Here is a 13180-nt window from a genome sequence, read left to right on the forward strand (position 1 = left end):
AGAGGGTTTCTCAAGGGGGGTAAGAGATTCTTAAGTTTTTAGAAGTTCTTTTAATAGTATGAACTTGGTAATTGTTCTGTTTTTACAACTTGGCCATTTTTAATATATTTTCTATATGCGACTGCACTTCTGCTTCCACTCCACCAAGATTCTATCGATATGTAATCGTACCAGCTTGGCTGTGTCCCCCATACTTCTGCATATAATGTTTTTCCCTTTGTATAGGTAACAAGTTTCACCGGAAAATTAAAATCATTTCTGATTTTCAAATCTGAGCTTCCATAGTTGACCATTGCATCCTGTCCTATCGGAACATAAGTTGATGGAACAGAGTGATTTCTTCTTTCTACAATTGTAAGACCTGCTCTAAGAGCTGCCCCATACAGTGTTGTACTTGCTTGACAAATTCCTCCGCCATATCCAATACCGCCAACTACACCAGCTGGTAAATATCCTTCTGCTTTTCCACATGGACCTGCAATATCAAAAAATGAAATAGTCTGCCCTGGCTGAATGACAACTTGGTTAAAACTCTTTAACGCTTTACTCATATTATATGTACCATTAGCATTATTTGTAGAAACTGTAGTAAAACTTGACATGCGAGTCCCATAAGCCACTACTCGCCCATCATCACCTATTTTAATACCCTCAATTACTGCATTTCTGGCCATATATTTTGTGTCATAATAAAAATAATACTTATATCCTCCAATTGTCTGCCAGCCACTTACCATAAAGCCATTGGAGTTCGCGTAATACCATATTCTCCCAAAAGTTACCCACTGATTTTTATACGGAAAACCAGTTGCAGGATTCTTGTAATACTTGTTGCCTTTGTATTCTCCCCATCCACCTTCTTTGATCATAATACCATTACTATCAAATCGATAAAGCACTCCGTTTACTGCCTGAGTTGTACCTTTTACAATCGCTGCATCATTTCCACAGTAATAGTATGTATCTCCGAATTTAATAAACCGGTTTTGATACAAAATTCCTTCCGCATTGCAGAAATATCGTTTCCCATCCTGCTCGATCCACTGCGCTTTTTTCTGTACCGTTCCATCTTCTCCTATATAATACAGGCGACCATCGTTTGCTTTGACAATTCCTGTCTGCATACTTCCGTCGCTTCCCATATAGTAATAAATGGTTCCAAATTTAATAAACCGATTTTGATACAAAATTCCTTCCGCATTGCAGAAATATCGCTTTCCATCCTGCTCGATCCACTGCGCTTTTTTCTGTACCGTTCCATCTTCTCCCATATAATACAGGCGACCATCGTTTGCTTTGACAATTCCTGTCTGCATACTTCCGTCGCTTCCCATATAGTAATAAATGGTTCCAAACTTAATAAACCGATTTTGATACAAAATTCCTTCTGCATTGCAGAAATATCGCTTTCCATCCTGCTCGATCCACTGCGCTTTTTTCTGTACCGTTCCATCTTCTCCCATATAATACAGGCGACCATCGTTTGCTTTGACAATTCCTGTCTGCATACTTCCGTCGCTTCCCATATAGTAATAAATGGTTCCAAACTTAATAAACCGATTTTGATACAAAATTCCTTCTGCATTGCAGAAATATCGTTTCCCATCCTGCTCGATCCACTGCGCTTTTTTCTGTACCGTTCCATCTTCTCCTATATAATACAGGCGACCATCGTTTGCTTTGACAATTCCTGTCTGCATACTTCCGTCGCTTCCCATATAATAATAGATGGTTCCAAACTTAATAAACTGGTTCCTATATAAAATTCCTTCCGCATTGCAGAAGTAACGCTTTCCATCCTGATCAATCCACTGTGCTTTCTTGCATAATCTTCCAGTGGCAGCATCAAAATAGTACAAGACTCCTTTGATTTCCGCAATCCCTTTCACCGGCACGCCATCGATGTAATAATACAATCCATCTTGAGACCAACCATCAGAAATCCTCTGTGATAGAATCGTCTCATTCTCATGCGCAGTATTTTCCTCTGCATTTTTGTCTATCTCTGCTCCATGAATCAGAATCTCAATTTCTTTTTGAACACCCTCATATTCAACTGTAACGCTCACATTTCCCGCAGCATTTGCTGTAACCTCATACCATTTTGCATTTGACGGAGCATTTTCCAGCAAGGCTTTTCCATTCTCTTCCTCAGACGCTTGTTCTAAAGCAACTTCTGATATCTGTGCCAAACTGCTATCTGATAAAGTTAGCACTGGAAAACACTCTGAATTATCTGACATAGATATTATGTAAAAACGAGCTTTTTCTCCAACCTGAAGCTCTATTTTTTCAGAGCTTATCAAAAATCCTTTTTTGTTTTGTAGCTCTAATTCATTTTGTCCAGATGTACTATCTTTTTTATCTATAGGCTGTTCTGTTTGTTTTTCCTCCCGTGTTTCTTTCACAGAACCGTACTCCATATTCTCATCTATACTATACATCTCACTATAAATAGTTGAAGATTCTGTATTATTTTGATATGAATTTTCTGCTCTTACTATAAGTAGACTATTACTAAATATAGATACTATCAAGCCTAATGAAATTAATTTTTTCATTCTAATTTTCATATCATCATCCCTCTCTTTTATTCTCTCAAAATTAGTTTCTATATTAGCTTACAAACATCTTAATTCTTGCATTTGGGATACAAATGCAGCATCTTTAAAATATTCTGTAACCATCTACACTTTGTACAAATATACGCTCCTAAATAACAAGCTATAACACATGCCCAAAACTGAATTGTTACTATAAAGGTCAACCATCCTGTTGCTTCTGCTCGTGGTATAAAAAAAATACTTGTAAGAGCTATCAACGTTATTGTATCAACCAGCATATTTTTTTCAAACCTTCTTAACATGTAAATAAATAGAAACCCTAATACTAAATTGAAAATAATCAATCCTACATACCCAAAATCAATATAATTTTCCAACATATAGGATGTCCCCCATCCTTGACCCTTTAGATAATCTTCGGTTCTTGTAACATATGCCAGATTATGTGCCAAACTATTGCTTTCTACTCCATTGATAATATTGTTTCCATCAGGCAATCCTTGCGTTCCCCATAACATTTGTCCAATTCTTCCATGAACAATATAATCAATAATTCCTCCAAAGGTGTAATTTCTCCCAACTCGTTCTGGAAGACTTGTCTGGTATCCATACCCAATTCCTAATACATTAAACGTAACACCCTGACCATAAAAGAAATCTATAAACAGTTGAAAAATATTCCGATTAGCAATTCCAAGCCCACTTCTTATATAGGCATATACTGTCATAAATATTAAAGATGCTGGTGCTACAATACATGTCAGAATTTTTTCAACTCGTCCAATCCATTTTTCTTTATCTCTGCATATGTCTCTAATTGCATAATAAAGAAATACAAATAAACAGTTTAACATAATTGGATTTCTAACGCCTATTATTAATTCTGGTATTGCTGAAATCACATATAATGCTAACGGTATAAATGCTCTCTTTTTACTTGGAAACGTTGCTAGAAATATACATAAACTATATTTCATAAACGAAGCAATTGTATAAATTATTCCTGGAAGCTGACTATGAAAACTTACATAATACTCTGTATATGTTTTTCCCAACATATATAATAATTTTTCACCTTCCTGAATCAAAAAGAAGCACATTGTCGAATAAAATACAATTTCCGCTACAATCTGGAGATGTATACGAAAATTTTCCCTTTTCTCATTATCTTTTTTCGCTATTATTCCAGTCTTTTTTTCTGCATAAACTCGACCTCCAATAGCACCTATCCATAACATCGACATAGAAATCCAAATAAAATAAATGGACGCATATACATTCTCGGCTGCTTGACTAGAAGCAGTCCACCATGACTCTCCCCTAAACATACCTATTAGAGGTCTTGATATTAGGAACGTAAATATGGTGATGTGAATAATCAAAAATAACAATCTCTCTCTTATATCTTCAAACGCATACACAATATTATGACACAACAACAATGTCATACTAATTAGTAGCAAATTAAATCCACCATTTATGATTCCCACTATTAACATAATTACACTTGCCATTCCTAATATGCATCTTGATATTTGGCTCTTAGATAACTTTTCAAAAAAAACAATATTTTTCATTATTTTTCCAAACTCTCCCAAAAATTTTCACTTGTTTTCAACTTTTTTCTCCAAAATGGCATCTTTAAAAGTCCAATAATAGTTCCTATACCGTATGAAATATGCAATGACACAAAAATAAAAGGTAACAATAAATATGAAAGATGTTTTTTCTTTTCATTTACAATACTTGCAACAGACATTAATATATTAACAAGCGAATAAAGTATTACTAATGTTACAAGTGGCCAACCAATGCCGCCTACCGCTAATATGCCACCTATAATTAATGCCAACACAAAGCAAAACGGTATAAAATGGTACACAGAAAAACATTTAATACATATTCCCACAGTGAGACCTATCCAATAGCCATTTCCATATTTTTGCTTTATCATTCCATGCCATGTATTTCTTGTATGCTGATAAGAAACAATATCAGGGGTATAACAAATCCTATATCCTGCTTTTGTAATTCGATAATGCATTTCATTATCTTCTGTTCTTCCTAAATTTTCATTAAATAAGCCTACTTTTTCAAATACTTTTCTTCGATATGCTCCATGAAACACTGATTTTACATATGTTTTATGATGACTCCTTCTATATGTTGCAATACTACTGCCAAACATTGATTTTTCTGCTAATAATAACGTCTGTTTCCATATATTATTATCTTCTGCAATATTGGGTCTTGGTCCCCCCGAAACATCTTCCCCACTACTAATACAATTTACATTTTTCTTAACAAATTCCTTTGGGATTTTTGTATGAGCGTCAATTCTAATAATAATATCACCTATGGAATTCCGAATAGCAACATTCCATCCTGCTGCTTGATTCTTTTTCGGATTACTCAAAACTTTGACCCTTTCAAATCCATTTTGCTGATTAGAAAACTCTTCCATTATTTTTTTTGTATGATCAGTGGACATCGAATCTACTAGTATAATTTCCATTTTTTCATGTGGATAGTCTTGATGTACAATATCTGAAAAAAGAGATTTTAGTGTTTTTTCTTCATTATAAGCGATAATGCATACTGAAACTGTCATCCTTTTCTCCTTTTACTTTTACTTTGTTCTATTTTTCTAAAATAGTATAGCATGTTTTTTTCTTAAACATATTAACTTTTTCTGAATTTTTCCATATTTTAATCACTTTCTTATTTTTCACACAATAGTATCAACTATCCTTTTCAATCTTCGAGGTAATATACTCTTTCCGATAAGTATTACAGATTTATATTCTTTATCTAATCGGAAAGCCATAAGGTACAAAAGATTTCCTCCTAAACAGCAAATAATACACTTGATTCCTAACCCTATTATCCCCTCTAATGGAATTAATAAACATAATTTATAGATACATACAGATACAACTAAAACAATACTGATATCTAAACATAATTTTTTTATATATTCACTTACATTTTGTCGAAATACAACGTGAAATAAATTGTATATCACCCACGGTATTCCAATAAACGCCTTTGTTATGCAACTTGCCAATAGCACCCCATAAACACCAATAAATTGTACTAAAATCAGATTTAAAACTAAATTAATAACAGACAAAGTTAATGGTCTAAATCTGTCTTCGTGCCACATCCCCGCCGCATCTTTATATGCTTCCATTAATAAATTAATTTGATTAACAAAAAAATATACACAAAATAATATCACAGCATGAAACTCTAACATCAATTTTTCTGTAACCCATATTTTCATAAATGGTTGAAAAAGACACAACATACACATTGTACAAAATCCTGAAATCCATATTATTATTAATGTAAATTTCTTGAAATCATTATAATTTTTCTCTTCACTCTCTATGATTAGACTATTGCCAATCCCTGCTGTACTTGATGAAAATATAATACTTATCAAACTAGTAACAGATGTAACAATAAAATAATAATTCTGATATATTGCTAATATCCGTAAACCTAAAAAAGCGGAAATAATAATTGTATCCACTGAATTAAATACAACTGTTCCCAATTTAGAAGTAAATAAATCCCTTATTTTTGCATTAATTTGACGTACTTCTTCCTTGGACAATTTTCCACTTGCCTTATATTGAGGATAAATTTTTCCAGCTACTACTGCAGTGATTATATTGGTAAGTATTTGCGTGGCAACAATTACAATTGTGTATAAATAGTAGCTTTGGAATACCGCCAGAACAACTATCTGAAGCAAATACTTGATAGTTTCTGTAATAATAGCAACTTTTGTTGAGATATCCGCTCGTTGATGTGCATATAAAATGCTATTTTTGTATGCAAAAAGCCAATAAGTCAATACTGTTGCCAATAAGTTTAAAATATATAAAATATAAATATTCATATCTGGCGGAATATCGCTTTTTATCAGCTTAGGCAAAAATGGAATCACTAGACAGCCACCAATTAAAACGACAGCTCCAATAACTCTATAATATACTTTATACAATTGCATTAATGCGCATACTTTTTCCGAATCATCTTTTGCAATGGGTTCGTACATACTATAAACCATAGCCAAACCAACACCCATCTCCGCCAAGTTAAGGACCTGCAAAATAGACGTAAACAGACTATTTAGTCCTAGATAATTAACCCCTAATAGGTAAATCATAATAGTCCTCATAACAAATGGCATCAGCATCTGATAAATTCTCAAAACAACTCCAAACGCAATATTGCGTGTTGCATTTTGAGTCCGATTAATTTTCATTTTAACGTCTCCTATTATTTATGTTTTTTATTATATGTTTCACTTTGCTCCCTGTTCTCATAACCGATTGGTTTAATTTCTTATACAATACAATAATAATAATTTTTCCTCTTTGATAACAAAAATCTTCTAATTTTTCAGAAAAAGTCTTTCTAGGAAAAGTCATTAAGCTGACTGCCTTTTTAAATTCCAAATTTTTCACAATATTTTCGCATTTCTGTAATGCCTGATTAAAAGATAAATATTTGGTAAAATGATTAATTGCGCTCTTTCCATATGAATAATATAATTGATAATATTCGTGTTCTTCTGAAATTTCCAGTATATTTAAAACATTTTGTAGTTCTTCCCAAAATTCACTTCTATATCTTCTGCTTGCACTTCCTTCAATCTCATTGTTCTGATATGCACATATGTCTACAATTTTTATCTTATCTATTTTTAATAAAAGTTCAACACAAAAGCAAAGATCCTCCGCATATGGCAATTTTGTTTGAAAATTCAAATTATGTTCTTCTAAAAAACTTTTTTTATAAATGTACTGCCAAACTTTGGCACCAAATGGATTGGTATTCTCCCTTTTATATGTATAGCTGCTCTTCATTCTTCGAGCAATAGATTTACATACCTCTCGTTCATAAACACCTTCGCTCTCTGGCAATTCTTGCAATACTATTTTTTCGCCACTTTTCTTGCAATAATTAAACATGATAAGATCATCATCTTCTCTAATCTGATTAATTACTTCTGTATACTCTTCTGCATTTATCACGTCATCTGCGTCAACAAAACAAATGTATTCTCCTTTTGCCTTTTCAATTCCATGATTTCTAGCAGATGAAACTCCAGAGTTTTTTTGTGATATAATATGAATTCTTGAATCTTTTAAGTTATTGCATATCTTGCTTGTGTCATCTTCTGAACCATCATCTATTACCAATACTTCCATATCATTTCTTGATATAAAACTAATGCTTTCCAAGCATCTCTTAATTGTTTGTTCCGCATTATAAGCCGGTATGATAAAGGAAATAAATTTCTTTTCGTCCACTACTCAACCTCCTCAAACAATTGTCTATACCTTCTCACAAAAGCTTTCTCCCCATATTTACAAATTGCATTTTTACTTATTTGTTCCGAATTATACTGTGAATATTGTTCATACATCATTCTCAAAGTTTTTCCTAATTCTAGTTTGCTGGAATCCTTCAATATAATTCCATTTTCTTTAGTAATAATGTCATTGGCGCCTCCATTATCGCTTCCTATCAATATATTCCCACTAGCCAAAGCTTCAATGTAAACAATTCCAAATGTCTCTTTTTCACTTACTAATGCCATCACATGACTTTTTTTCAAAACCTTTGATACTTCTTTTCTTGTTAATGCTCCACATAAAACAATTTGGCTTTCACGATTATTCTTTTTAATTATATTTTCAAGATTTTTTTCTTCTATTCCACTTCCAACAATTTCTAACTTAACATTTTCTGTTTTACTAAAAGTATCACAAAAAGCTTCAATAAGTAAATCCATTCGTTTTAAAGGGATCAAATTCCCTATACTTACAAATATAAACGGTTCTCGTTCTTTTTTTTCATAACTGAATATTTCATTTACTAAATTAGGAAAAACTTCTATATTCTTTTGGGTCTGAGTCATTTTCATCACATTACTTTTTAAATTTTCAGACACACATACGAATCTATCGCTCTCTTCCATACATTTTTTTAATACTTTTTTTTCCACCTGATTTAAGTCAGATTTTAAAATTTTTGAGGTGTGTTCCGTAATCACACATTTGCATCCAAAGGTTTTTTTTAGACACACTCCAACGTATCCTCCTATAAGAAAGGATTGTGCCTGAATCACATCATATTTTTTCCCTTTTAATTCTTTCTCATATATTCTTTTTGCTATCCATTTTAAAAATACATAATAAAGTTTAGGGAATCTATGTAAAACTCCAACCGGAAATACATAACGATATACGTTTATTCCATTTTCTACATAGCTATTCTTTGTAAAATATGAAAAGTCTTTTCTAGTTTTTCGATATGGAATATCAATACAAAGAATATCCACCTCTATCCCTTCGCGTTTGAATGCTTCTGCCTGTTCTTTGAAGAAACTCCCATTGTTTGGATAACTTTTACTAGGATACCACGATGGTATAATTAACACCTTCACTATTTTTTCTCCTTATTACAAACTTTTTAAATTCTTCTCTTTATTTTTAGGAAATAACACCACATAACTCATTAAATATATAAAACTTAATTCATATAGAAATGGTAAATCTATGCTTTCAAATGTACATAATCCTATGTAGGAGATATGAATTAACATTACTTGTATATATAATTGCTTATTCTCATTCTTAAAGCATTTTTTCATGATATCAACAAAGGCAATCACAGCCATTATACAAAATAGTACACCTACTATAATACCGTTATTATAAAAGAACTGTATAAACTGGTTATGTGTATTATTTTTAACATCTCCATTTCTTTCTGTCACAATATGATCCCTACTTGGGTTTCCAAAAACTTTAAATTTACTGATTGCTTCTTTCCATATACCAACTCTTCCTGAAGAATAATTGTCAATTCCGCCACCAGCTTTATCTTTTCCCTCCATACGGGATACATATCCATCTACAACTGATTCCATATTTGATTTTTGAGAAGTTTCATGTTGAAAAATTCTTGTAGAAAATGAATTTATTTGAAATACTAACATAGTCATCAAAATACTTCCCAAAATCAACATAACGCTTTTCTTAAAAATTTCTTTCATTGAAATTTTCAAAACAATAATGGATGCGCAAACTGCAACGATTACAATTCCAACTATAATAAGTGCGATTGATCTACTATGTGAGAAAAATGCAAAACTGATCAACAAACAGCCCCCAATAAAATCTACACATATTTTTCTTCCTTTGCCTGTTAAAATCCTCAATAGAATAATAGCAAAAATCGCGCTTGCATGTGTACTAATTGCATTAATACCTCTGAAAACACCTGCATAGCCGCTACTATTAATAGGAATAAAAATCATGGACCAAATCATACAAAACAATGCTGAGTACAAACACCCTCTATAAATTCCACGAAATAGCACTTCATAATCTTGTCGGTTATTCCAAACTAAAAACAGAGTTGGGAATCCCACCAGCCAAACACACCCCATTGGAAGATATTCTACAGAAGTCAGAACCCCACCTATTAACTGAAAAATTGAAATGCCTATCCATAGTCCTACTATAACCAAATTTACTTGTACTGGTTTTATTTTTCTATCTATTGAAAACAGTATAATAGCTCCCATAATAAGAACACCTATCACACATTTTACTAACAAATGCACATTAATAGGCAAAGCTGAATATCCATATGCACAAATCCCAATAAGCATCAAAGAAAATTGTAATAATCTTTCCCTCTTTTTATCATCTATTTTTAATGACACTTTTCCTACGAGATTTAATAAAAAACAAATTTTTTCTTCTAGTAAATTCAAACCTCTTGTATACATTGTCTATCTCCTTATTCATTAGTCATAAACTTTGCTATTGCATGATATATTTCACTCACCTCATCATTTATATACGGATGCATCGGAAGCGACAACACTGTTTTACATAATTTTTCTGTAATCGGACACTCCACATATTCTTTAACTCCCTCAAATGCCAATTGTTTATGCATCGGCTTTGGATAATAAATCATAGTTGGAATTCCTTGGTCTTTTAAATATGCTTGTAATGCATCTCTTTCTTCTTCCGAATCTAATTGCAGTGTGTATTGAGCCCAGCTGGAATACATCTTAGAAGGAACCACAGGTGTCTTCACAATATCCTTTAACAATTCTGTATATTGATCTGCAACTTTATTGACCGCATCTAATTCGTATTCTTTAAACGCTTTCAATTTCACTTGCAAAATAGCTGCCTGAATCGTGTCTAATCTTGAGTTCCATCCAATACGAACATTATCATATTTGAAAGAGCCCTTTCCATGTACACGAATTGATTTTAAATACTCTGCCACCTCATCATCATTTGTAAAGATAGCACCACCATCACCGTAGCATCCTAGTGGTTTTGCCGGGAAAAATGATGTCGTTGCTGCATCACCAAAGCTGCACGCTCTTCTTTCACCGATCATTCCGCCAAATCCTTGTGCTCCATCTTCTAATAAAAGCAAATCATATTTTTTCGCTAATGCTTCCAATGTTACGTAATCTGCAGGTTGTCCAAATAAATCAACTGCAATAATTGCTCTCGGTGTTAACTTTCCTTCTTCAATTACCGCTTTGATTGCTTTTTCTAATGATTTTGCATCTGCATTAAATGTATCTTGGCACACATCATAAAATACAGGTGTTGCGCCTTCAAAAGACACCACCTCTCCGGAAGCGAAAAAGGTAAAATCAGGAACAAAGACAGCATCTCCTTCTTTGATATTCCACGCCATCATCATCATAGTCAGTGCATCTGTTCCATTTCCACATGTAATACAGTGTTTCACACCGACATACTCTGCCAATTCTGTCTCTAAATCACTTACCTGTTTTCCGCTAATAAAATTACAATCAGATGCCACTTGTGTCATTGCCGCATCAATATCACTCTTTAATGCTTCATACTGTGCTTTCAAATCTCTAAACTGCATATTCTACTTCCCTTCTGTCACTTCGTAAAGTTTTTCATCATTTGTTTCATATTTTCTTCCACACTTTGAGCATGTTGTATTTTCATGCAATACCTCTCCACATTCACAAACCCATCCAATTTGTTTTGCCGGTACTCCTGCCATCAATGCATAGTCTGGAACATCTTTTGTAACAACTGCTCCTGCCGCGATCATCGCCCACTTTCCAATTGTATGTCCACATACAATTGTCGCATTTGCCCCTACTGTTGCTCCTTCTTTTAACAACGTTTTTTTATATCCAACGCTTCCTTTCGGATACTTGGCTCTCGGAGTCAGATCATTGGTAAATACCATTGATGGTCCACAAAATACATAGTCTTCCAATTCAACTCCTTCATAGATTGCGACGTTGTTTTGAACCTTTACTCCATTTCCGATTTTTACATTATTGGATACATTCACATTTTGACCAAAGGAGCAGTTATTACCAATAACTGCTCCACTTTGAATGTGTGAAAAATGCCAAATTTTTGTACCCTGTCCAATTTTTACGTTCTCATCAACATAACTGCTCTCATGTACAAAATATTCACTCATTTTAAAACTCTCCTGTCATATCTACACTTGCGAATTTATCTAATGGTAATTTTACCGCTTTTCCTTCTTTCTGACTCTTATAAATAGCTAACACAAGTTCCAATGCATTTCTTCCTGCATATGCATCTACATATGGCGCTCTGTCATTTTCAATCGCATCGATCACATCTGCATAAAGACTTGTATGTCCGTTTCCATATACATTGCTTGTTGCTTCCTCCAAGCCTTTGTTTGCCTGATCTTCTTCTGTCTCATCTGCAAAATTCCATACATCAATATTATTTGTTGATTTTCCGCCTAATTTTACAGTTCCTGTCTCTCCAAACAGATATAATGTCTCCTCTAAATTTTGAGGATACACATTCGTTGTTCCTTCAATTGTAGCAACTGCTCCATTTTTAAATTTTACAACTGCCATACCGATATCTTCTGCCTCTAAATAGTCATGGAACTGCTGTTTTGTCACACCATATACTTCGTCAATCTCATTTCCCAGCATCCAGCGAAGCAAGTCAATTCCGTGAATACACTGGTTCATAAGCGCTCCACCGTCCTGAGACCATGTTCCTCTCCATGGCGCCTGTGTATAATAATTCTCGTTTCTGTTCCAACGCACATGAATAGAACCATGAGATAACTTTCCAAATCTTCCTGCTTCTAACGCTTTTCGCATTTCCTGAACTGCAATATTAAAACGATTCTGATGACATGCAGATACCTTAACACCTTTCTCTTCAGAAAGTTTAATAATCTTATCTGCATCTTCAATGCTCATTGCCATAGGTTTTTCAATAATCACATTGATATTATGCTCAATACAATATAAAGCGATTTCTGCATGAATGCCACTCTCTGTGGCAATTCCCACAAGATCAAGTTCATTTTCTTCCACTAACTTTTTATAGTCTGTATATCGTTTGATACTTGTATCATTTTGCAAATCATGCTTCGCTAATACCTCTTCCATATGTTCCGGTACAACATCACATACCGCAACAAACTCTAAGTTGTTATTAATAACTGCCTTTACATGATTTGTGGAAATACGTCCACATCCGATTAGTGCATATTTCATT

10 protein-coding genes are annotated in these 13180 nt (G+C 33.4%); all 10 read right to left on the bottom strand.

The window, feature by feature from the left end; all coding sequences use genetic code 11:
- Nucleotides 1-50 precede the first annotated feature (50 nt).
- The 10 genes from BQ5364_RS13175 to BQ5364_RS13220 all read right to left on the bottom strand — a co-directional run bounded on the left by BQ5364_RS13175 (nt 51) and on the right by BQ5364_RS13220 (nt 13179).
- Complete coding sequence (locus tag BQ5364_RS13175) at nt 51-2444, bottom strand: VanW family protein (protein ID WP_159431692.1); 2394 nt, start codon at nt 2442-2444, stop codon at nt 51-53.
- A gap of 188 nt (nt 2445-2632) precedes the next feature.
- Complete coding sequence (locus tag BQ5364_RS13180) at nt 2633-4162, bottom strand: O-antigen polysaccharide polymerase Wzy family protein (RefSeq protein WP_235837171.1); 1530 nt, start codon at nt 4160-4162, stop codon at nt 2633-2635.
- Nucleotides 4141-5175 carry a glycosyltransferase family 2 protein gene (locus BQ5364_RS13185; RefSeq protein ID WP_071144438.1) on the bottom strand — a complete coding sequence of 345 codons (1035 nt, stop codon included), beginning with the start codon at nt 5173-5175 and terminating at the stop codon, nt 4141-4143. Before BQ5364_RS13185 ends, BQ5364_RS13180 begins: the two co-directional genes overlap by 22 nt.
- Nucleotides 5176-5292: 117 nt before the next feature.
- Nucleotides 5293-6843 carry a lipopolysaccharide biosynthesis protein gene (locus BQ5364_RS13190; protein ID WP_071144439.1) on the bottom strand — a complete coding sequence of 517 codons (1551 nt, stop codon included), beginning with the start codon at nt 6841-6843 and terminating at the stop codon, nt 5293-5295.
- A gap of 1 nt (nt 6844) precedes the next feature.
- Nucleotides 6845-7894 (bottom strand): glycosyltransferase family 2 protein, encoded by a 1050-nt coding sequence (locus BQ5364_RS13195; RefSeq protein ID WP_071144440.1) that lies wholly within the window; start codon nt 7892-7894, stop codon nt 6845-6847.
- Nucleotides 7894-9033 carry a glycosyltransferase gene (locus BQ5364_RS13200; RefSeq protein WP_071144441.1) on the bottom strand — a complete coding sequence of 380 codons (1140 nt, stop codon included), beginning with the start codon at nt 9031-9033 and terminating at the stop codon, nt 7894-7896. The genes BQ5364_RS13195 and BQ5364_RS13200 overlap by 1 nt, the downstream gene beginning before the upstream one ends.
- A gap of 15 nt (nt 9034-9048) precedes the next feature.
- Nucleotides 9049-10386, bottom strand: a complete 1338-nt coding sequence (locus BQ5364_RS13205; protein ID WP_071144442.1) for an O-antigen ligase family protein — start codon at nt 10384-10386, stop codon at nt 9049-9051.
- An 11-nt stretch (nt 10387-10397) separates the two neighbouring features.
- Complete coding sequence (locus tag BQ5364_RS13210) at nt 10398-11525, bottom strand: DegT/DnrJ/EryC1/StrS family aminotransferase (RefSeq protein WP_071144443.1); 1128 nt, start codon at nt 11523-11525, stop codon at nt 10398-10400.
- A gap of 3 nt (nt 11526-11528) precedes the next feature.
- Nucleotides 11529-12104, bottom strand: a complete 576-nt coding sequence (locus BQ5364_RS13215) for an acyltransferase (protein ID WP_004611157.1) — start codon at nt 12102-12104, stop codon at nt 11529-11531.
- A 1-nt stretch (nt 12105) separates the two neighbouring features.
- Nucleotides 12106-13179: a Gfo/Idh/MocA family protein gene (locus tag BQ5364_RS13220; protein WP_071144444.1), complete on the bottom strand. Its 1074-nt coding sequence runs from the start codon at nt 13177-13179 to the stop codon at nt 12106-12108.
- Between the last annotated feature and the right edge of the window lies 1 nt (nt 13180).

It is taken from the genome of Coprococcus phoceensis (assembly GCF_900104635.1).
GTDB classification, from domain to species: Bacteria; Bacillota; Clostridia; order Lachnospirales; family Lachnospiraceae; genus Faecalimonas; species Faecalimonas phoceensis.